We start from the raw sequence: 23,180 nt of genomic DNA on the forward strand, positions 1-23,180 counted from the left end.
TTCTCACCCTTATTCCTCGCTCAAATTACACCTTTTTCAATCAAACATGAGTTATATTTTTATTGTCAGCACAATCATCTGTTTTTTATGTGCTCAATTCTCCATTAGCAAGAGTGATATATGTCCACTAGCACTTCAATCATTTTCGTTTTCTGCCTTTCTTTTATCAGTCTGTTCGTTTTCAGGAAACTGGCTAAACGCTTTGGATTGGTCGATAAGCCCAATGAACGTAAACACCATGTGGGTCAGATCCCACTCGTTGGCGGTATTTCAATTTACTGCACGTTAATGATCGCCCTGTTTGTGCTTTTTCCTATCACTAACACTTTGCTACTTTATGTTGCATGTTCAACTGTGCTCATTGTCTTGGGGGCGTTAGATGATCGGTACGATTTAAGTTTTAAATCACGCTTAGTGGTGCAGGCGGGTATTTCACTTGCGATGATCTTGATAGGTTATAAAAGTTTGCATTATCTTGGTGCTATGTTCAGTGACTCGGCCTTAGTCATTCCAACTTACATGAGTTATATCGTCACCATTTTGGCGGTAATAGGGGCAATCAATGCCTTTAATATGGTTGATGGTATTGATGGATTATTAGGTGGTCTTGCTTCAGTGACATTCTCTGCCCTTGGTTTGATGTTTTATCTTGCTGGTAATATTGAATTAGCGACTTTTTGTTTATTGTTCGTTGGTGCTATGCTCCCCTATATCATGCTGAACTTAGGCTTTCCGTTTGGTCGCCGTTTCAAGGTGTTCATGGGGGATGCTGGCAGTATGTTTATCGGTTTTACTGCTATTTGGTTACTGATTGAAGCTAGCCAAGGTGGCAATGTGCTGGTTATTCGCCCTGTAACTGCGCTGTGGTTTATTGCATTACCGCTGATGGACATGGTTTGCATCATGACCAGAAGGTTGAAGAAAGGTCAATCGCCTTTTAAACCAGACCGAGAGCATCTACACCATATTTGTCAGCGTATTGGTTTGTCATCAAGTCTGTCATTACTGGTTATTTGTCTTTTAGCATCGATTATGGCTGGCGTGGGCATTTTGTCAGAGTTGTATAATGTGCCTGAGTCGATTATGTTTTTTTCATTTTTAGTGACTTTTGCTATTTATTTCTCTGTTATTGCAAACATTTGGCGGATAACGGCTTTTCTGCATAAAACCTTTACGTTTACTCAGCCATCACACGAATGAGTTATTTAGCTATTAATTTATGTCAGCATAATTATAATACCTAGCAGTTAACTATCGCCAAAAGTGGTAGAATACCTCGCGTTAAATGAATTTTTACAATGTTAAGTTTTATAATATATAGTTTTATAAGTGCTTAAGGATGAGATGATGGATTATTTAGTTCCTTTTATAACGGCTTTTATATTTAGTTTTGCTGCTATTTTAGTATTCAAACCTATCGCTGCTAAGGTTGGCTTATTAGATGTACCTAATGAGCGTAAATGCCACGATGGTGCCATCCCTCTAATAGGTGGGATTGCGATTTTCTTCAGTGTTTTACTCGCATCTGGACTGTTTATTAAAAGCAGTCAAACCCTCAATTTGTATCTTATTTCGTCATCATTGATCCTTTTCATTGGTGTTCTGGACGATCGTTATGATTTGTCAGTGCGGCTTCGGCTAGTTGCACAAGTCATTGTTGCATCAATACTCATTTTTGGTGCAGGATTTTACCTGACCACTTTGGGCGATATTTTTTATTTTTTTGAGTTTAAACTGGGCTATGTTGGAGTTTTAGTCACTGTTATTGCCGTGATAGGCTCGATTAATGCTTTCAATATGGTTGATGGAATCGATGGCCTTGCGGGGATGCTGAGCCTAGTGACGTTTACCTCTCTTTCAGTATTATTTTATCGTGCTGGCAATGATTGGTTTTTACTTCCTTTACTCTTTGATGCCGCTATTCTCGCTTATTTATTTTTTAACCTTCGTTGGCCTTTTGATTCAGTACAAAAAATATTCATGGGCGATGCTGGCAGTATGTTGATAGGGTTAACTGTAGTGTGGTTATTAGTCTTAGGGACTCAATCTTATAACGTACACCAAGGAGCTGTGCTGAATGAGGTTGTTTTCTCGCCAGTAACCGCTTTATACCTGATAGCGATCCCACTAATGGATATGGTCGCTATTATGTACAGAAGGATTAGAAAAGGATTCTCTCCCTTTAAAGCTGATCGCGATCATCTACATCATATCTTTGAGCGTGCAGGTTATAATCGTAAACAGACGCTTGTTAGAATTACGCTGTTATCTTTATTATTAGCATTATGTGGTTTGGCTGGTGAGTTTTATCAGGTTCCAGAGTCGATAATGTTTAGTCTGTTTATTATATTATTTATTTCTTACAATTGGGCTCTTGCTCATGTCTGGCAAATTATTACATGGTTAAAGCGTAATGATTGATTATAATCTTGTAATTATTTTATCAAGTATACTGAATTTAAAGGGTTTTAGATGAAAGTAGTTATTCCCGTAGCAGGCCTAGGCACTCGCATGTTGCCTGCCACCAAAGCCATTCCGAAAGAGATGTTGCCTTTAGTTGATAAACCGTTAATTCAGTACATTGTTAATGAGTGTGTTGCCGCCGGTGTGAAAGAAATTGTCTTAGTGACTCACGCCAGTAAAAATGCGATTGAAAACCACTTTGATAAATCATACGAGCTTGAATCTACTTTAGAAAAACGCGTAAAACGTCAGCTACTGGAAGAAGTGCAAGCGATTTGTCCTAAAGACGTGACGATCATGCATGTGCGTCAAGGCGAAGCTAAAGGGTTAGGTCATGCGGTACTGTGTGCTTACCCTTGTATTGGTAATAACCCTTTTGCGGTCGTGTTGCCTGATGTTGTGCTAGATGAATCCACTGCTAATCAAAAAACTGAAAACCTAGCCGCAATGATAGCGCGTTACAAAGCGACATTTGCTAGCCAGATTATGGTGGCTCCTGTACCTGAATGTGACGTTAACAAATACGGCATAGCCGATTGTAATGGTGTTGAGATAACACCGGGTGATTCAGCTAAAATCAAAAGGATGGTTGAAAAACCTGATGTTGGTGACGCTCCGTCTAATCTCGCGGTTGTTGGCCGGTATGTATTATCTGAAAAGATCTGGCGATTGCTTGCTAAAACACCAGCGGGTGCAGGTGATGAAATTCAGTTAACCGACGCTATTGATATGCTGATTGAACAAGATACCGTTGAAGCCTTTAACATGACCGGCAAGTCACATGATTGCGGTGATAAATTAGGTTACATGAATGCTTTTGTTGAATATGGCTTACGTGATGCTAAGTTGGGCGCAGATTTCAAAAAAAGTGTTGAAAAAATTCTGTTCGAACTGTAACACTTAATTATGATGTGCTTTTAAACCAACTCTTGTGTAGTTGGTTTTTTGCTTTTAGGAATTGGCTAAAAGCCTAGAGCGCTGCGCTAACAAATAGGGCGCCTGCGGCTTCTAGGGCGTGACTTCGTCACTGCTAGGACGCTTCGCTGATAGAATCTAGAAGGACAGAGTCCGCCCTCAGGCGAGCTTGCGAGTTCCTAGAACCTGCGCATGCGCATTTTTTTATATTGGAGTTTTTATGTCTCGTAAGTATTTTGGCACCGATGGTGTGCGTGGAAAAGTAGGGACGTTTCCTATTACGCCTGATTTTGCTATGAAGTTAGGTTGGGCTGCTGGCAAAGTATTAGCCTCAACCGGTACTCAAGAAGTCTTGATTGGTAAAGATACTCGTAGCAGCGGTTATATGTTGGAGTCTGCAATCGAGGCGGGTTTATCTGCTGCGGGTGTGAACGTAGCATTAATTGGCCCTATGCCAACGCCAGCTGTTGCCTATTTAGCCTCTACATTCCGTGCCGATGCTGGTGTAGTGATTAGTGCGTCACATAATCCTTTTTATGATAATGGGATTAAGTTTTTCTCGAATTCGGGCACTAAGCTTAATGACGAGCAAGAGCTTGAAATTGAAGCGTTACTTGACCAGGCGTTAAATCACAATGCGATGGAATGTGTTTCATCTGAATTGTTAGGTAAAGTCCGTCGTATTACTGATGCTGCTGGTCGTTACATTGAGTTCTGCAAAGGCGTATTTGCTAAAGATTTAACCTTAGCAGGCCTTAAAATTGTCGTCGATAGTGCTAACGGTGCGGCGTATCATATTGCGCCCAATGTATATCGTGAGTTAGGTGCTGAGGTGATTAGCATTAATGATAAACCTAATGGTACCAATATTAATGATCATTGCGGTGCGACCCATCTAGACAGTTTACAAACAGCAGTTATGGTACATGAAGCTGATTTAGGCATTGCGATGGACGGTGACGCTGACCGGGTGATGTTTGTTGACCATAATGGCCATGTAGTGGACGGCGATCAAATTTTGTATATTTTAGCTAAGTCGGCCAAACAGCAAGGTACAATGACAGGCGGTGTCGTCGGCACATTAATGTCTAACCTTGGTCTTGAGATTGCATTAAAAGAAATGGATATTCCGTTTAAACGCGCCAAAGTGGGTGACCGTTATGTGGTTGAGCAATTAAATTCTACGGGATGGCGCATTGGTGGTGAAGGTTCTGGACACATTCTTCATCTCGATCATGCATCAACTGGTGATGCTGTGGTTGCATCGTTATTGGTACTACAAGCGGTATTACAATCTGAACAGTCATTAGCTGAGATAGTATCGGGTATGAAAAAGTTACCTCAAGTACTGCTTAATGTTCGCCTAACCGCTAACAACGCTAATGAAATCCTAGCATCAGCAGCAGTAAAGCAAGCTGTAATAGAAGCCGAAGCTGTTCTAGGTGATAAAGGTCGTGTGTTATTACGCAAATCAGGTACTGAACCGCTAATCCGCGTAATGGTTGAATCAATCGACCCTGAAATGTCACAAGCACAAGCAGACCACATAGCTAAAGCCGTTCGGGCATAACGTTTAGGTAATGACCTTAAGACTAGCTTGTTCGCCACTGTCTAAACGTGGCGAACCTGAATTTATCTCATTGCTATGTTTAACCGTAATACTTGGTTAGTTAAGGTCAAATTTTTAATATATAAATACTTTTACCTATAAAGAGAATGATAATGAATAATCGTTATGGTCAATATTTAAATCGTTTAATTAACGAGGCTTAAGCATGAAAATATTGGTCACAGGTAAAAATGGCCAAATTGGGAGGTGCTTAGTTGAGCAACTTAGCACTATGTCAGATATCACCTTGTTGGCATTAGATCGTGACCAGCTTGATATTACAGACCCTATTAACATCAATAAGGTTGTTGCTGAGTTCATTCCGAATATCATTGTCAATGCTGCTGCCTATACTGCGGTTGATAAAGCCGAACAAGAGCGCGAGTTGGCTTATGCAGTTAATCGTGATGGACCCTATAACCTTGCCGTTGCCGCGAATAATATCAATGCCACTATTATTCATATTTCGACCGATTATGTTTTTGCTGGCGATAGTCTTGCAGCTTATGTTGAGACAGATAACACCGAACCTCAAAGTGAATATGGTCGTAGTAAACTCGCTGGTGAACAAGCCGTTGAACGAGCTTGTTCGCGGCATATTATACTAAGGACCGGGTGGGCATTTGCTGAGCAAGGCCATAATTTTGTCAACACCATGCTGCTCCTTACTAAAACCACAGATACCTTAGATGTTGTAGCTGATCAGTTTGGCAGCCCAACCTATGCTGGGGATATTGCCAACGCGATTATCATTATCACGAAACAGCTGGCTGATGGTAATCAAGCTTATGGGCTATATCATTATTCCGGTTTTCCTTATGTAAGCTGGCATGCTTTTGCTGAAAAGATATTCGAACTTGGGTTAGCGCAAGGTGTATTGAAACAATCAATTCAAGTTAACCCAATAACAACTCCAGATTACCCAACCCCCGCAAAGCGCCCGGCAAATTCTTGCTTAAATTGTCATAAAATTAAGCAAGAATTTGGTATCGTTCAAAGTGATTGGCAAGCAGCGTTAGTCAGAATTGAAGAGTATTCACGATGAAAGTCATTCCTACAAAAATTCCAGATGTGAAGATAATAGAGCCAACAGTGTTTGGTGATGATCGTGGTTTTTTTATGGAGACTTGGAGTCAGCAACAGTTTGAACAACTCGTGACAGGCAAGCCTACCATTTTTGTTCAGGATAACCATTCAAAGTCAAACAAGGGAATATTACGCGGTTTACATTATCAAACAAAACACACTCAAGCAAAGCTGGTACGTGTCGTGAGCGGTGAAGTGTTTGATGTGAGTGTGGATATTCGTAAAGGCTCACCTACCTTTGGTCAATGGAGCGGTGTTTATTTATCTGCCGCCAATAAACGCCAATTGTGGATCCCTGAAGGTTTTGCGCATGGTTTTTATGTAACAAGTGACCAGGCGGAATTTATTTACAAATGTACTGATTACTATTGCCCTGAATCTGAAGTGAGTATTGCCTGGAATGATCCCGCTATTGGCATTAAATGGCCGTTAGATAAGCCACCTTTATTATCAAATAGAGATGCACATCAAAGTATATTGCTCAAGTACGCACAGTGTTTATAACATTTAGCAGCCTTTATTGGTTTACCATGTTTAAAAGAGCTGTTAACTGAGTTATTAGCATGATTATTCACTCAGTCACTAATTTGACAAACTAACCTCAGGCTATTTATATCAACTGTATATTGGCTTCGTTACTCTGCTTTTTAATATCTTCTTCGTTATATCCATTATCCATGTGGCTTACCTCTGATGCATAGCATCGTTCAACCCTTGCTTATGTACTTTTACCGATAATATTTTCATGGAACAGATAAGCCTGAACGAGTTATCTGATCTTCGAAGCGCCAATTATCAACCTTTTCAAACCTCATATTTTCTCCATTATTTTCGTGTCGCTTCGCTGCTAAGATTCTAGGTCGCTATGCGGATAGTGCGCTTCGCTTCTAGAACGGACTTCGTCCTGCTAGGGACAGATTCGTTGTGCGATTTGCTTTTATAGAATCTAGCCGCGTAGCGTACTAGCAGCGCAGCGCTCTAGGCTGTTGCTAAGATTTTGTCGCATCTAGCAGCGCTCTAGGCTTTATTATTCCTTACCGATAACAATATCTGCCGTGGGTATGAGTTTTCTATATTCCTGAGCTAGTGCCTGTTTGGCTTCTTCGTCGCCGTGGACGATTCTGATGTGGCTGGGTTTGTGGTGCATGCGTTTGACGAAGTTGATGAGGTTGTGTTGGTCGGCGTGGGCGGAGTAACCACTGATAGTGTGAATAGTGGCTTTAATATTAATTTTTAGTTCGTTGATATAAACGTATCCGCCTTGTGGGCCGTAGGTTTGTATATCTCTGCCTGTGGTGCCTTTAGCTTGATAGCCAACAAACAGAACATCTGTGGTTGGTTTTGATAAAAAGCGGGCGAGGTAGTTGCTGATCCGTCCTCCTGTGCACATGCCTGATGCGGCGATAATAATGGCGGGTTTATTGACTGAATCTAAATAATTGATCACCGCGAGATGGTCTTGATGGCTGTCGATAGTCGTTAGTTGATTAAAGTCGAGTGGATGGCGTCCTTGGGCCAGTTTTCGTTTGGCTTCGTTATCCCATAGCATTTTGAATTGACGATACTTTTGGGTAAAGTTAGCCGCCATAGGTGAGTCGACGATAATGTCGATGTCTTGCCATATTGGGTTGTTTTTATTGCGATAAATGATGTGTTCAAATTCGTAGAGTAACTCTTGAGTTCTGCCGATGCTGAAGGCGGGAATGAGCACTACGCCATTATCTTTTACGGTTTTTTCAATAATGTTTTTAAGCTGCTTGCTACGATCTTTACGGCCTTGATGATTTTTATCTCCATAGGTCGATTCAATCACTAAGGTATCTGCTCTGTATGGGCTTTTGGGGCTCGCAAGTAAAGGTGCATAGCTAGCGCCTAAGTCACCGGAAAACACCACTCTATGGCTTGTCTTAGCACTAGTTTCAGCATTAGATGTCGAGTTGGCATTAGGGCCACTTAAGTCTATTTCCACATAAGCTGAGCCGAGTATATGTCCTGCTGGCTTAAATTTAAGTTTGGCTTTGGTGTACCTTGGTGGGTTTTCTAATGTATTGGTAACTGCGGTTGTTGACGTCGATCTTGAAGGTGATGATATCTCATGGTTTATTGGTAGTGTTATCCACTGACCGTAATCTACTGCAACAAGCAGTTTGTTGAGTCTATTAATACAAGCTTGTATAAGTGTGGTATCGCGAGTGACGCCGACTTTTAAAGCATCTTCTATGACCAAAGGTAATAATGCTGCCGTTGCCGTTGTGGCATAAATCGGTTGGTTAAAGCCTGCTGCGAGTAAGTAAGGAATACGCCCGACGTGGTCGATATGGCAATGAGTAATAATCAGCGCTTTGATATTGTTGATATCGAAAGTGATTTGTAGCTGTTCTGCTGAACTTTGCCCGGCGGTTTCTGCCCCTTGAAATAAACCACAATCGATAAGATAGCTGCTGATATGCTTGCTGTGGTGATTCACATCCAGTTGGTGACATGATCCTGTTACGCCGTTTACCGCTCCGTGGTGAATGATCTGCATGTTAGTCCTTTAATGCTTAGTGAGTCATTGTTAACTTAGCAGCCGATCCGTTATTTTGCTAGCTGCAGGTTGTCTATGAAGCGAGTACCTTAGGCGACGACAAGCTCAGTCCACTTTCTAAATAGCAGTAATGCTGGCCTTAGACGCTAGGGCTACTGACTGTTTAGATGTTAGGTCTTTTGTCTGCTTAGATGCTAGATAGCGGGTGCAAAACTAGATGCATTTATTAGCCATTTTTGTCACACTGTGGCAAATAAAAATACTAACAATTAACAATGGAAACGATAACAAGGACTCTTCATGAAAGCTTTTACTCTGGTATTAACCAGTTTAGCCATTGCTCTATCTGGCATGGCTCACGGGGCAGATATAGATGCCAAATACATTCAACGCTTAGGCCCAGTTAACCAATCGTCGGCAACGCCATTATCAAAAAGTGCTCATGCAGATGCGCTACGAGCTAACCTGGTAGCTAGCTTAGTTGCTAAGTCTGGACAAACCCAGGCAAAAACGGTTCAAATATTTAATCAACAACTCACTTGGCAAGCAGCCTCAGCAAAGATTGAAGGGGAAGGTTGGTTAGCCTATAAGCTGCCGTTATCGACTCAGCGATTTACCCAAGGCACGTTAACTGTTAAAGGGCTTGAAAATCCGCAAGTGTATTTGAATGGGCAGTTGCTTAAATCTGCTGATAAAGTCGAACTTGAGCTGGCTAATGCTGACTATCAGCTGCTGGTGTTGGCTGATGGCCAAACGCAAGATGCGTCATTTAGCCTTGATTGGCAGGGAAAAAGTGAGGTTGATACCCTCGACTTTTCGGCCCAAAAATCACAGCGGGTGTCTGCGCAGCAATTGTTCGACTCAAAAGTTATCAGTGGCTTAACCTTATCCCCAAATGGTAAGTACTTACTGCAATCGACCATTGAATATCAAGCTAGCCAGGGTGACTCGGCTATTCAAGTGACCGAGTTACGCAAATTATCGGACAACAGTGTGATGTATCGCTGGCAAGATAATCGCCCAAGCAGCGCAGTATGGTCGAACGACAGTAAACAGTTAGCCTTTGTGGCTAATAAACAAATTCAATTACTCAATGTGGCAGATTTAACCATTAATGTTGCCGCCACTGATGTTGATAATGTGTCGGGTTTGCAGTGGTACGCTGACAGCCTGTTATTTAGTTGGCAAAAACCGTTTAAGGCCGATGAGAAAGCGACCTCAAAACGTTTTCGTGCATTAGAAGACCGCTGGAGTTATTGGCGTGATAATAGCCAAATATATCAATTAGATGTGGCTTCCGGTTTTATTCGCCAGTTAACCGATAACCCAACCAGCACAGACTTAGTTGACAGTAATCTTGATAAGAATACTGTGCTACTGACGCGATCTCCGGTTGATTATTCTGAGCCTGCGCATTCATTAACACAGCTGATAGAGTTGAGCTTAAATGACTTAACAGAAACTGTGATAGGTGAATACCGAAGCTTTAACGGTGCCTTATATGCCGATGATGGTATGTATATCACTGCTGGGCCGCGTTTTATGGACGGCACAGGAATACAAGATCCCAGCATTGAAGTGAATGATTATGATGGGCAATTATATTGGCGTGATGCTAACGGTAATGTCAGTGCGTTAAGTAAAGACTTTGATCCTGCGATTGGCAGTATGACTAAGCTTGAAAATGATGATCTGATATTGACGGTAACTGAAGGCGATCGCGCACCTCTGTATCTATTTGATAAAAGTAACCGCCGTTTTACTAAAATAGATAGTGGCGTTGATATGGTCGACAGCTTTAGTGTCGCCATTGAACAATCAAGCCCAACCATAGTTGTTGCTGGCACTTCTGCTACCGTGCCACAAAAAGCCTATAAAATGACCTTGAACTCAAGTCGCAAACAGATGTTGTTTGATAGTCAACAGCTAAACTATGCCAATACCCGTTTGGGCGAGATTGAAGATTTTGATTTCACTAATCAGCATGGTCACAATATTGATGGGCGAGTGTATTTACCCGCAGACTTTGATGCCAGTAAAAAATACCCTGCATTAGTGTACTACTATGGCGGGACTTCTCCCGTGGGTCGCCACTTTACTGGGCGTTGGCCATTTAATTTATGGGCGGCCGAAGGGTATGTGGTGTATGTGCTGCAACCTAATGGGGCCACCGGTTATGGTCAAGCATTCAGCGGCCGTCATGTGAATGCATGGGGCAAATACAGCGCAGATGACATTATTGAAGGCACTAAAGCGTTTTTAAAGGCGCATAGCTATGTCGACCCTAAACGAGTGGGGAATATGGGCGCATCGTACGGTGGCTTTATGACTCTATATTTAGCCACCAAAACGGATATTTTTGCCGCGTCAATGTCGCATGCTGGGATCAGTAATTTATCATCTTATTGGGGACATGGCTGGTGGGGTTATGGCTATTCTGGTGTTGCCAGCCGCGGTAGTTTTCCGTGGAATAACCCTGAGCTCTACGTTGAGCACAGTCCGTTATACCATGCCGACAAGATCACCACGCCGCTATTGCTGATCCATGGCAATGCCGATACTAACGTGCCAGTGGGTGAAAGCCATTATATGTACACTGCACTTAAACTATTAGGCAAAGAGGTTGAGTTAGTTGAGTTTAATGGCCAAGACCATCACATCAATACGCGCCAGGCACGTTTTGACTGGTGGAATACTACTATGGCCTGGTTTGACTTAAAGCTAAAAGATGAACCTGAGTGGTGGAATAGTCTTTACCCAGAGACAAAAGAGCAACAGTAAAAGTAAGTGTAAAATAGCCTCGCATTGCGGGGCTATTTTTATCTGATTTGTCGAGAACGCCTCATGATCAGAGTGAAGCGAAGTCGCGGGGTAATTCACTGCGCAAGTAAGATATTCAGATTGATGCCTGTCACACCCTAGATGCTATATTGCTATCATGTTACGGATGGACTCTATTTCTTCCTAGCGTTTTCGCTCGATAGAGGCACTTATCAGCATTGTTGATCAGTTCATCGATAGTTTCATTTTCACTGAGCTGAGATATGCCGATACTGATGGTGACCTGGATTTGATGTTTGAGAAAGTGGATTGTGTGGTTTTGCACACTGAGGCGAATTTTTTCAGCGATGATGCCTGCTTGCTCTGCCGATGTTTGTGGCAATATCACCAGAAATTCTTCACCGCCCCAACGGGCAATGCAGTCCTGTTGCCTGACATTGTCCGTAAATACTTTAGCCAATTCCATTAGCACCATGTCACCTGCGTTATGGCCGTATTTGTCGTTGACGCTTTTAAAATGGTCGAGATCGCACAGCAATACTGAAAGCGGTTCATGATTACGATCAATACGTGCTTTTTCTTGCTGCAATACCGCAGATGCATTGCGTCTGTTAGCGAGTTTTGTCAGCGGGTCGCTCATGGCTAATTGTTGGTATTTTGCGCTTAATTCGAGCACATTGCGGTAAAACTGCATGCTTGAATATTCGTATAATGCAGATAAAAATGTCATGGTTAAAAATGACAGTATCAGGCGAAGTTTAAATTCTGGGGTATAAGCTTCATGTGCAACAAGATGCTGCGGTAAAAACATGATGATGCAGACGATGCAGAGAAATATAGCCAGGTTAATTAAGCCTAAACGAAAGCCTAAAACATAAACTGAAACGGGTGCCACAATAAAAATCCATAAAGGACCCGTTTGTGCGACCCCGCCACTAAAGACTAAGTAGAACATTAATAAATACAGTGAGTAAATGATGATAATCGCACTGACTTTAATATTGAATTTTTTTAACGAAAACAAGGCGATTAGATAGGTGCTACAGGCAACAAGGAGGATGAGGGTTAAGGTGTTGTTGTTACCCAATAAGCTAAGTAAGCACATAACGCCTGTGATCGAGGCTCCTACCAATGAAAATAACTTAATCACCCTAGCATGCAGTAGGTTACCGTTACTTTTACTTTGATCATTGATGGATGCAAGCAATTGTTAATCCTTAATCTCATTGAATTATCAGTTCCATCGCAAAGCATTTTGGGGATGCTGAAACAATACAAGGTTATGATCAATGGGTATGCATTTGGATTGCGCTAACGGGTTATTTATCTTAAGACACCTTGTAATTAAAGTGTACCTTAATTGTTAATTAAGGTGTATTTATATTGTGTGGTCATACGGATAAAAACATGATAATTAACTAGGTTTCCTCTAATATCATGCTCATTGAATATTCTCTTCAGCCATTCTTTATCATTATTGCTTGCGGTAATATTTCAATTACAACATATGAGATAACCTTTTAGTGAGGGACAACTAAATGCACACTTTTCAAACGGTATATCAAGATAGTCACTGGGTTACTCCTTTGCCGCATAATGCTGACACAACTCTGGTATTGGCCTTTGGTTCGCCTGAGCTCATGTTAGACAATAAGCTCAATGATGAGCTATCAAGCGCTTTCCCAAATGCACAGATAGTTGGCTGCAGCACTAGTGGTGAAATCCAAGATGATTGTCTGTACGACAACAGTATATGTGTTACTGCGATTGATTTTGAGCACACCCAAGTGCACGTCGTCAGCCATTCGATAAATCAATTTGCGCATTGCGCTGAATTGGCAAAGCAGTTGGTAAGCCAATTACCTCTTGAAGGACTCAAACATGTTTTAGTTATTTCTGATGGCCATTTAGTGAATGGTTCTGAACTGGTTGATGGTTTACAGCAATACTTGCCTCAAGGCGTCATGGCAACGGGTGGCTTAGCTGGCGATGGTGAGCGTTTTAGCCAAACCACGGTATGGCACAATAAACGCATAGAAAGTGGCCTGATTGTGCTGGTTGGACTGTATGGTGAACGGTTATCTGTTGGTTGTGGCAGTTTAGGCGGGTGGCGTCCATTTGGGCCTAAGCGCCTGATCACTAAATCGACAAATAATGTACTTTATGAACTTGATGGTCGACCAGCATTAGATTTGTATAAAGAATTTTTAGGTGAGTTTGCCAGTGATTTACCTGCATCTGCTTTGTTATACCCGTTGGCGTTACAACAACACGGTGAGCAAGAACATGTAGTTCGGACCATATTATCAATTGATGAATTACAAAAAAGTATGTTGTTCGCTGGTAACATGCCCGAAGGTGCGACCTGCCAGTTAATGCATTCTAACTACGAAGACTTACTCGATGGTGCTCAACTTGCGGCAGATCAAGCTGGAGCGTGTTTTAAAGGAACGCCGCCAGAATTAGCCATATTAATCAGTTGTGTCGGTCGCAGATTAGTTTTAGGGCAGCATGTTGAAGAGGAATTAGAAATTATTAAAGAAGGCTTACCAGCAAAATGCGCTATTTCAGGCTTTTACTCGTATGGTGAAATATCGCCTATTCAATCTATTGGTCGGTGTGGTTTACATAATCAGACCATGGCTGTGACGTTACTTTCTGAGAAATAGTGATATTAACAATGCATAAACTGCTAGTTCGTCAGCTTAAGCGTAACCAAAAAGATGAGTTATTTATTTCAGAAAATGACGCTCTTTTGAATTCTATATCCGATGCTTATACGCAACATGATCAAAGCGTAAAAATGTTAGAGCGTTCTTTATACCTTATTTCCAATGAGTTAAACGATCGTAACCAAACCTTAAAAGACCAGCTAGCCATGATGAAACAGGTTCAAGACAAACTTGAACATTCTATTGGTTTATTAAATGCTACCGTTAATTCCACCGGTGAAATTTTATTTGTCTATGGATTAAATGGCGAGCTGATGTCATTTAATACTATGGGGCAGGATTTTATTGACGAACTCGGTTTTACATTAGAGTCACATTGGGAGGATTTTCTTGGCATTATCAAAGATAAAAATCATATGTTGTCGATTATTGATAATCTCAACCAAGACCCATTTCAATACTTAAGTGGCACCATTGAGTTACTCGATAAACGCTTCTTTGACTTTAGGTCTCTCCCACAAATTCAAGACGATCAAATTTATGGTCGAGTGTGGTGCTTTCGCGATGTGACAACGCAAAAGCAGTATGAGGCGACAATTGAATATCATGCTTTTCATGATTCGCTTACCGGGTTGCCAAATCGTGCACTGTTATTGGACAGAATTAGTCATTCAATTGCCACCAGTAAAAGAGAACATAAAAAGCTTGCGGTGTTATTTTTAGATTTAGATGACTTTAAAAAGATTAATGATACAGAAGGTCATGACGCTGGTGATTTATTGTTGAAAGAAGTGGTAAGACGACTGCAAACACGCTTACGAGAATTTGATACTTTATCCCGCCAAGGCGGTGATGAGTTTATTATTGTATTAGAACAAATAGAGTCTGAAATGACCATAAAACAGGTCTGCCAAGACTTGTTAGCACTGATTAAACAGCCTTTTACTATCGGTTCGCGTCAGTTCGTTGTGACATCGAGTATCGGCATATCACTGTTTCCTAATGATGATGACAATGCAAACGCGCTGATCCGCAAGGCGGATTTAGCCATGTATGAGTCAAAGTCATTAGGTAAAAATAGCTTCCATTTTTACAGTCAGGCGCTTGAGAAAGAAGCTTTAACCCAACTTGCTATTGAGCAAGAGCTGCGTAAGGCCATTGAAGATAATGCCCTGCATTTAGTGTATCAACCTAAAGTTGATTTACGCACAATGAAGATTGTAAGTGTTGAGGCACTATGTCGCTGGACGCAGCAAGATGGCACTGTTGTACCACCCGATGTGTTTATTACAATCGCAGAGCAAACTGGGTTAATTATTGATATTGGTTGTGTGGTGATTTCTAAAGCCTGTTTACAGTTAGCAAAGTGGCGAGATGCAGGTATCACTGAGTTAGCTATTTCCATTAATTTAAGCTGTATTGAGTTTCAAAATGAAGCGCTCATTGCACACCTCATTGATTGCTTAAATCATCATCAATTAGAAGGTAAATATCTGATTATTGAATTAACGGAATCGATTTTTATGGAAGATAAATTCAATGTCAAAGACATTATGCTTAGGCTTAATCAGTATGGCATTACTTTCGCGCTTGATGATTTCGGTAAAGGTTATTCATCATTTAGTTACCTACAGTTTTTACCGTTGCATTATCTGAAAATTGATAAAGCTTTTTTACAATACGTTGAGAGCAGCAGTTCATCGGCAGCCATTGCCAAGACCATTATCGATATTGGTCATAATCTTGGTTTAAAAGTTATTGCAGAAGGGGTAGAGGGCCAGTTTATGCTGGATTACATTAAGACCTATAAATGCGATTTAGCTCAGGGGTTTTATCTGTACAAGCCAATGTTACCCGACGCTATCGCATCCATATATCTTGCCAATCATGCTTCTGTTGATGCTTAAAAGTGACAGTAAGCTATTACGAATTAGGTTGATTACCTACACAATCTCAACGCGCAACCACTCAGCACTTAAGCGTGGTTGCTGTTGAGTATATTTGCGGGTCATTTTCACTGCTTATTATTAGCTATTATCGTCTTCGGATAGCGTTGCTAACCACGGCAGCAGGGCGCTAATAGTGTTGATTTGAGTTGTGGCAGATTCGGCTTGGTAACCATAAATACGAATGCCAAATATTACCGTCATTAACTGGGCCGCGTAGGCTTTTGCTTGTATCTGGGGATAATTTTCACAGAGGTAATCAAGGTAAATATGTTCAATTTTAGTCAGTTGGGCGCTGGCAAATTGATAAAGTTGATTCCCTTGTGATGCCAGCTCTAGCTGGGTTTTTATCAAAAAACAGCCACAATAATCACATGACTTTGATTGTTCAATTAGAGTATTTAACATCTGCTTAATTGCGTTGTTTACGCTGCTGGCATTGGCCATCGATAAGTGTATCGCTTCAACGGAAAAGGTGGCATAACGCGCTAGCGCAGCTTGGAATAAACCTTCTTTACTCTCAAATTCATAATATAAGCTGCCGGGCTTTAATCCGGTGGCTTTGGTTATTTGCTGAATACTTGTTGCGGCATAGCCATTTTGCCAAAACAAGGTAATCACCTTGTCTAATACGTCTTCTCTTGCAAAATTTTTCTTAGCCATGACATCGTTCCTCAACCATTTCTTGGTTGATAATATCACTACTTGAATGATTGTTCAAAAACTGCTTGTGTCTTCAGTGGAAAATGTCTATCTTGAATGTTTGTTCAGAAAAGAGTTTATGCAGATTATCTTGGCTAGCTTAAGTCCGTTACATGATGACGGTATCAATCTGCCCTTTAAGGAATCCTAATTATGTTAAGGCAAGTCTTTGTTGTGTCATTGTTGGCACTGCTTAGTGTTATCACATTCACTACTCGCGCAGGCGAATTTTCAGTTTTTCGTGAGTTAGATAAGCAACATCCACCCGGCAATGTAGCAGTATCAGCTAATGGCCGGGTGTTTATGAGTAATCATCACTTTTACGGTGTAGATTCGAGAATAGTGGAGCTTAACAAAGACGGTTCGATAGTCGATTATCCTGATACTGAGTTTAATCAGCATCTTAATCCTGTTTTGGGTGTAGTCGTTGATGAACAGGGGATTTTATGGATGCTCGAAACGGCGTCTGCTGAAGGGGTTGGCCGACTTATTGGTTGGGATATTCAACAAAACAGCTTATACAAAATGATTACTTTAAAGGCTCCTGTATTGCCTGAAAACTCATTTTTAAATGATCTTGCGGTAGATAGAAAGCATGAAGCGGTATACATCACAGATCCCGCTGGTGGCAGTAATGCAGGATTAATCGTGGTTAACTTAACGACAGGCTCAGCAAAACGAGTGCTCGATGGCAGTATTTATACCCGCCCAGAAGATGTTGATACTGTGATTAATGGCAACACCTTGTCTATTGGCGGTCAACCGATCCGCATTGGAGTTGATGCATTAACCATAGACCCAGCTAATGAGTGGGTTTACTTTGGTGCCTTAAGTGGTGAAAAGTTATATCGGGTACACACTCAATATCTGCTTGATGCCAAATTGTCGCCTAATATGTTGCGCAGTAAAGTTGAGTTCTATGCCAATAAGCCTATTAGCGACGGGATCACCATTGATAATGGCGGCAATATTTATGTCACCGACATAGGCAATAATGCTGTGGGGTATATCGACACCGAGCGTCAATATCATATCTTGCATCAAGATGATGACAAGTTCAGTTGGTCTGATGGCTTTTCAACTACGGCCGATGGTAAGTTGTTAGTCACTGTGAATAAATTACATCAGTCTCCTGCGGTGAATAACCAGCAAGACAAAAGTGATGGTCGCTACTATATCATTCAATTTGATGCGTTAACTGATACTACAGTTGGGCGTTAAAGCTTGATAACTTGGAATTAGAACCTAGATGACGAGAGTGCTACGCTGCTAGATGCTATAAAAGCAAAAGCCTAGATGACTAGAGCGCTACGCTGCTAGATGCTATAAAAGCAAAGCCTAGATGACTAGATTCTAGCTGACTCGGTTCTATAACGTCTTAACAGCGCAGCTGTCCCTAGCAGGACGTAGTCCGCCCTAGAAGCGCAGCGCACTATTCGCATAGAGGTCTAGATTAGTCATCAAATTTCAAAACACGATATATTTCAATGTCTAGTTGTAAAAAACTCGTTTATCGTCCAAAGTTAAGCTCTGTGACTCTTAACTAATAATAAAATGGTCAGACTATCTAGTTATAAAAATGCGCTTAAATTGGGTATTGGAATATTTGCTTTCGGATTAACCATTAGTTTTGTGACTGCTGTTAGCGTTAAGAATCAAAATAGTACTATCATTACTAAAGCACTTGATGAACTGTCAGAGCAAGTTGCTAATACGATTATTGATCGTATTGTATTGTATCAATATGGTTTGCGAGGTGCTCGAGGCGCTGTTGCGACTTCAGGCGAAGACAGAATTTCTCGTAAAATCTTTAGAAAATACAGCTTAACTCGTGATATTGAAACTGAGTTTCCAGGGGCGCGAGGCTTTGGTTATATCCGACGTGTGCCCGCAGCTGATGAGGCTTCTTTTGTCGTCAAAGCGAAACTTGATGACTGGCCCGATTACAGTGTTCGTCAGTTAACCCCTCATAATGATGAACGTTATTTGATTGATTATATCGAACCCGTTGAGCGCAACCTTGCGGCGATCGGTTTAGATATTGCCTCTGAGCCAAACCGTAAAAATGCCGCCCAACAAGCGTATTTAACTGGTGAAGTACGCTTAACTGGCCCTATCACCTTAGTACAAGCTACAGGCCATCCGTTACAAGCCTTTCTTATTTTGATGCCTATCTACCGCACAGGTTTTATACCAGCAACTGCCGAGTTGAGGGAGCAAAATGCTTATGGTTGGAGTTATGCGCCATTAGTGGCCAATGAAGTGTTTGACCAAATTAATTTATCTCGCAAAACGACCAAGATATTGATTAATGATGTGACTGATAATCAAAAAAATGTCATGTTTTATGAGACCCATATTGATGATGCGAGCCCGTTATCGTCTTTTTCTGTTGTCGTCGATCGTGAGATATTTGGCCGTAAATGGCAAATATCTTTAGTGGCTTACCCTGAATTTGTCAGTGGGTTACATTTAACTTCGCCTAATATTGTTTTTACTTACGGTGTAATTGTCAGTTTATTGTTGGGGGGCCTGATTGGCTTTTACAGCTTTGCGTTAGGACGTAAACGCCTTATTTTGGAAGACAATGAAAGACGGGCTAACATTTTAGAACATTCGCTAGATGCGATTATTAGTTTAGATTGTGATGGGGTTATCACCAGTTGGAATGAGGGCGCGGTAACCATTTTTGGTTATGAAAAGCAGGAAGTCGTAGGCCTTAAAAAAACCTCATTTATTGTTCCTAGTGATGATTATGCCGCTGAAATTGAAAAATTTAATCAGGTATTGAACGGCAAATCATTGTTAAATTTTACCAGCCAACATAAACGCAAAGACAATCAGCTATTGTCTACATCGATGACCTCTTTGGCTATTTACAATGAGTTCGGCAAAATTATTGGTGTCAGTCAGACCATTAGAGACATCACGATACAACAGCATGCTGAAAAGCAAATTTTAAGCATTAATGCCAGCCTTGAACGAAAAGTAACTGAGCGAACCCACGCGTTACAACAAGCTCTGTCAGAAAATAAGACCCTACTTGATAACATTAATCAGCAGTTACTTTATTCTGAAACCGATAAAAATGGCACTATTTTAGCAGTAAATGATTATTTTTGTTCGATATCTGGTTTGACTCGAGAGCAGATGATTGGTCACAAACATTCAATTGTAAAATCGAATCAACATGACGACGCATTTTGGAAAAAAATGTGGCAAACCATTCATGCAGGTCAGACTTGGCATGATGAAGTTTGTAATCATGATAGCCAAGGTAACGCTAAATGGTTTGATACTGTTATTGCGCCAATAATGGATGATAAGGGTGAGCTTGAGCGCTGTTTGGCGTTGAGAATTGATATTACTGAACGTAAAAACACTCAATTAGAAAAAGATACTCTTAGTTCTTTACTCACAAATGTGCTTGCTGCTGCATCAGAAATTGCCATTATTTCAACGGATAATGACGGTATGATTAGCATGTTTAATCGTGGTGCAGAATTATTGTTAGGATATCAGGCTGAAGAGGTTGTTGGTAAGCAAAGCCCTGCAATACTGCATCTTGCTGATGAAGTTAGCCAGCGCAGTGTCGAATTAACGGAAGAGTTTGGTGAAGACATCAGTGCTTTTGATGTGTTTACTTACAAGCCAAGAGTCAAAGGGCCTGAAACGCGTACCTGGACCTATATTCGTAAAGATGGCTCTCAATGCCAAGTCTCATTGTCGGTATCAGCTATGCGTGATAATCGCGGTGAAATTATTGGCTATTTAGGCGTTGCGGTCAATATTGATACTATGTTGAAGCAACAAGAAGAGTTGTTATCTGCTAGCTATCAATTAGCCAAAGCAGCTGAAGTGGCAGAGTTAGGGATCTGGAGCTTTGACATACAAACCAATGAGCTACAGTGGAATGATCGTATGTTTAGTATTTATGACTATTCATTAGACATCAGAGACCAAGGGGTAAATTATCAGCATTGGCGTAACAGACTTCATCCTGATGACATTGAAATGGCTGAAAAGGCCTTACAGGAATCGATTACTTTTAATACTCCTTATAACCCCTTGTTTAGAGTTATTAGCAGCTCGGGTCAGGTTCGTTATGTTCAGGCCGGAGGACAAATTAGTTTCGATAAATCAGGCGCAGCAGTGCGCATTGTTGGGATTAATCGTGACATTACCGAGCAACGCGAATTAGAGCAAACGTTACGCTTAGCCAAACAGGCTGCTGATGCGGCTAATGCGGCTAAGTCTGCCTTCTTAGCCAATATGAGTCATGAAATACGTACCCCAATGAATGCAGTGTTAGGTATGCTTCAACTTATTCAGCATTCTGAGATGACTCGCCAACAGGCTGATTATGTTAGCAAGGCTGAGATTGCTGCCAAATCTTTATTGGGATTGTTAAATGATATTTTAGATTTTTCAAAAATTGATGCCGGTAAGTTAGATCTTGATTTGCACTCATTTGAACTTGAAACCGTCATGCGTGAATTAGCGGTTATGCTAGCCACCAACCTGCATAACCAAAATGTTGAAGTGATTTTTGATTTAGACCCAAGTATTCCCTATCTTATTGAGGGCGATGAGCTTCGTTTACGCCAAGTGCTGTTAAATCTGGCGGGTAATGCGATTAAATTTACGGCAGAAGGCCATGTCATCGTCGGTGTGCGTTGCAATACTATTGACGTAAATCAAGTCAACTTAACCATCTCTGTTACTGATACCGGTATTGGTATTAGTAAAGAGCAAGAAACTAAGATTTTCCAAGGTTTTGTGCAAGCGGAGTCATCAACGTCAAGACGATTTGGTGGTACAGGATTAGGATTAGCGATTACTAAACGTCTAGTTAATTTAATGGGCGGAGAATTATCATTAACCAGTCATCTTGGTGAGGGCAGTCGTTTTTGGTTTGATTTAAGCTTTAATATCATTGAATTAGAAAATAGTGATATTGTTATCGATTTACAGGGTAAGCATATTCTGGTTGTTGATGACAGTAAGATGAGCCGTAAGCTTGTAGAAAAAAACTTAACCGCCCACGGCGCTGATGTTAATGAAGCGCACAATAGCCATGAGGCGATTAAGCTTATTGAAAAAAGCATCTCTGCCAATAACCATTACGATGTGATTATTATGGATTGGTATATGCCAGGAGGTAACGGCTTAGAAACTGCCAATCGTATCCAAGCTATGTTTCCCCCAGCAACTGCGCCAGCCATTATTATGTTAACCGCCTATGGTGCTGAGGTGATGGAGCAAACTAAGCATTACAGTCAACAACCTTTTGTCAGTATGCTGACCAAACCTGTCACCGCCAATTTAATGCTTGAGGCTGTTTATCAAGCGATTAATGAGGTAGATAACGTACCTCAAACTAAAAAAATTAACAGTTTGGCCTTAAATGGTATCAAGGTATTAGTGGTTGAAGATAATGCTCTTAACCGCCAAGTGATTGATGAGTTATTGCGACTACAAGGTGCCATTGTTACATTGGCCAAAGACGGTACCGAGGGTGTAAAGTGGGTTACTCAGTCAAATAATCAATTTGATATTGTGATTATGGACATGCAGATGCCTGTTATGGATGGACTTGAAGCCACGCGTCTTATTCGTGCTGATGGTCGGTTTAATGAGTTATCGATTTTAGCCATGACGGCTAATGCATCTATTGCTGATAAAACATTGTGCCTGGCTGCGGGGATGGACGATCATATTGGTAAGCCAATTGACATGACGCTTTTAATACCTTGTATGCTTAAGTTGATAAATAAAGCCGATGTTACTCAATATCGTTTAACTGCAAATAATCTTGATGCGAGCTTGCCTGACGTGGTTAATGATAGCGATGATGATTTGATTATAGAAAACCCTGAGTCTATTTTGCGTCGTTTTGGCGGTGAACTGGCATTTTTTATTGATGTTAAACATCATTTTGCCACCGAAATGAAACAACAATCATTGTTACTGACTCAAGCGTTTGCACAGCAAGATGGCGGGGCTATTAGCCGTATTGCTCATACGATTAAAGGTACTGCAAGTAATATGGGCGCTAAGCGACTGGCTGATTTTGCTGCCACGCTAGAAAAAAATATAAACAATGCGACCGCTGATTCAAATAGCGACTTAAATAAAAAAGTAGTCATTGATTCAGAGACTTGTTTAACAGAAATGCAAGATCATATAGACGATAGTATTCGTATGCTGGATTCGTATTTTCCTGATGAAAGCGCAGAATCAACCGTTGCTATTGTTGATAAAGTGGGATTTTTCCCCACAGCAATCGTAAATTTGGATAAGATAGATCGTTTGATGGCGTTGTTAGTAGAGCAAAATCTAGATGTCATAGACTATCTTGAGCAGCTGCTTAGCAGTGGTGTGCCTAATGAACAGTGGTTAAGGTTGAAAACTCAAGTCAGTCAACTTGAGTTTTTGGATGCAGTCGATACATTAAAATCGATATTGAAGGAGTGATA

14 protein-coding genes are annotated in these 23,180 nt (G+C 41.1%); 11 read left to right on the forward strand and 3 right to left on the reverse strand.

Annotated elements, in window-relative coordinates; translation table 11 throughout:
* The first annotated feature begins 120 nt into the window (after positions 1-120).
* From wecA (GW828_RS05745) to rfbC, 6 genes are all read left to right on the forward strand, one after another.
* Positions 121-1,200: a UDP-N-acetylglucosamine--undecaprenyl-phosphate N-acetylglucosaminephosphotransferase gene (gene wecA, locus GW828_RS05745; protein ID WP_273057743.1), complete on the forward strand. Its 1,080-nt coding sequence runs from the start codon at positions 121-123 to the stop codon at positions 1,198-1,200.
* Between the two features lie 147 nt (positions 1,201-1,347).
* The gene (wecA, locus tag GW828_RS05750) at positions 1,348-2,421 is read left to right on the forward strand and encodes a UDP-N-acetylglucosamine--undecaprenyl-phosphate N-acetylglucosaminephosphotransferase (RefSeq protein WP_273057744.1); all 1,074 of its coding nucleotides are present in this window, start codon (positions 1,348-1,350) and stop codon (positions 2,419-2,421) included.
* A 51-nt stretch (positions 2,422-2,472) separates the two neighbouring features.
* Positions 2,473-3,360 carry a UTP--glucose-1-phosphate uridylyltransferase GalU gene (galU, locus tag GW828_RS05755; RefSeq protein ID WP_273057745.1) on the forward strand — a complete coding sequence of 296 codons (888 nt, stop codon included), beginning with the start codon at positions 2,473-2,475 and terminating at the stop codon, positions 3,358-3,360.
* 238 nt (positions 3,361-3,598) lie between these two features.
* A complete protein-coding gene (gene glmM / locus GW828_RS05760; protein ID WP_273057746.1) occupies positions 3,599-4,948 on the forward strand; it encodes a phosphoglucosamine mutase in 1,350 nt (449 codons plus the stop codon).
* Positions 4,949-5,153: 205 nt separating this feature from the next.
* Positions 5,154-6,032 carry a dTDP-4-dehydrorhamnose reductase gene (gene rfbD, locus GW828_RS05765; RefSeq protein ID WP_273057747.1) on the forward strand — a complete coding sequence of 293 codons (879 nt, stop codon included), beginning with the start codon at positions 5,154-5,156 and terminating at the stop codon, positions 6,030-6,032.
* The gene (gene rfbC / locus GW828_RS05770) at positions 6,029-6,577 is read left to right on the forward strand and encodes a dTDP-4-dehydrorhamnose 3,5-epimerase (RefSeq protein WP_273057748.1); all 549 of its coding nucleotides are present in this window, start codon (positions 6,029-6,031) and stop codon (positions 6,575-6,577) included. The genes rfbD and rfbC overlap by 4 nt, the downstream gene beginning before the upstream one ends.
* Before the next feature lie 523 nt (positions 6,578-7,100).
* Here rfbC and GW828_RS05775 read toward each other — a convergent pair.
* A complete protein-coding gene (locus GW828_RS05775; protein WP_273057749.1) occupies positions 7,101-8,600 on the reverse strand; it encodes an MBL fold metallo-hydrolase RNA specificity domain-containing protein in 1,500 nt (499 codons plus the stop codon).
* A gap of 300 nt (positions 8,601-8,900) precedes the next feature.
* On the opposite strand from GW828_RS05775, the gene GW828_RS05780 reads away from it, so the two are divergent.
* Positions 8,901-11,381 carry an alpha/beta hydrolase family protein gene (locus GW828_RS05780; RefSeq protein WP_273057750.1) on the forward strand — a complete coding sequence of 827 codons (2,481 nt, stop codon included), beginning with the start codon at positions 8,901-8,903 and terminating at the stop codon, positions 11,379-11,381.
* Positions 11,382-11,541: 160 nt separating this feature from the next.
* Here the strand turns inward: GW828_RS05780 and GW828_RS05785 are convergent, their stop codons facing one another.
* Complete coding sequence (locus GW828_RS05785) at positions 11,542-12,588, reverse strand: diguanylate cyclase (protein WP_273057751.1); 1,047 nt, start codon at positions 12,586-12,588, stop codon at positions 11,542-11,544.
* 331 nt (positions 12,589-12,919) lie between these two features.
* On the opposite strand from GW828_RS05785, the gene GW828_RS05790 reads away from it, so the two are divergent.
* Both GW828_RS05790 and GW828_RS05795 read left to right on the forward strand, forming a co-directional pair.
* Entirely contained in the window at positions 12,920-14,050 is a 1,131-nt protein-coding gene (locus GW828_RS05790; protein ID WP_273057752.1) for an FIST signal transduction protein, read from the forward strand.
* Between the two features lie 11 nt (positions 14,051-14,061).
* Positions 14,062-15,960, forward strand: a complete 1,899-nt coding sequence (locus tag GW828_RS05795; protein ID WP_273057753.1) for a putative bifunctional diguanylate cyclase/phosphodiesterase — start codon at positions 14,062-14,064, stop codon at positions 15,958-15,960.
* A gap of 120 nt (positions 15,961-16,080) precedes the next feature.
* Here GW828_RS05795 and GW828_RS05800 read toward each other — a convergent pair whose 3' ends face one another.
* A complete protein-coding gene (locus GW828_RS05800; protein WP_273057754.1) occupies positions 16,081-16,662 on the reverse strand; it encodes a TetR/AcrR family transcriptional regulator in 582 nt (193 codons plus the stop codon).
* 192 nt (positions 16,663-16,854) lie between these two features.
* Here GW828_RS05800 and GW828_RS05805 point away from each other — a divergent pair, with 192 nt between their 5' ends.
* On the forward strand, positions 16,855-17,922 hold the full coding sequence (locus tag GW828_RS05805) for an L-dopachrome tautomerase-related protein (RefSeq protein ID WP_273057755.1): 1,068 nt from the start codon (positions 16,855-16,857) through the stop codon (positions 17,920-17,922).
* A 369-nt stretch (positions 17,923-18,291) separates the two neighbouring features.
* Positions 18,292-23,178, forward strand: coding sequence for a PAS domain S-box protein (locus GW828_RS05810; protein WP_273057756.1), 4,887 nt, complete (start codon positions 18,292-18,294; stop codon positions 23,176-23,178).
* Positions 23,179-23,180 lie beyond the last annotated feature (2 nt).

The sequence above is a fragment of the Shewanella vesiculosa genome (assembly GCF_009994065.1).
Taxonomy (GTDB): domain Bacteria; phylum Pseudomonadota; class Gammaproteobacteria; order Enterobacterales; family Shewanellaceae; genus Shewanella; species Shewanella vesiculosa.